1 protein-coding gene is annotated in these 207 nt (G+C 45.4%); it reads right to left on the bottom strand.

Going from position 1 to position 207, the window contains the following annotated elements; genetic code table 11:
• Positions 1 to 207, bottom strand: a 207-nt coding sequence (locus tag NLF92_RS14140; protein WP_254102913.1) for a hypothetical protein, incomplete at both ends; no start/stop codon positions are given.

Genomic DNA, 207 nt, shown 5'->3' with positions numbered 1-207 from the left:
GGTGATAAGGAATGTTTTTTCAGCCACTGTGGGTAACGACAGAATGCGCGTCGCTGCATCACTTAATGTAATACCCGCGTCATCTAGTGCAGGCGAGCTTACTTTTTTGGAGCTCACATCGCGATGCATTTTAGGCGGCTTACCTAAAAGCACATCTAGCGGCATATCGATGGGTTTATATTCAAACTGGCTATCGTTCAGGTTTAA

The organism is Opacimonas viscosa (genome assembly GCF_024199005.1).
Lineage (GTDB): Bacteria > Pseudomonadota > Gammaproteobacteria > Enterobacterales > Alteromonadaceae > Opacimonas > Opacimonas viscosa.
Note: the sequence above shows the minus strand (reverse complement) of the source record. Positions and strands in the feature narration are given on the sequence as shown.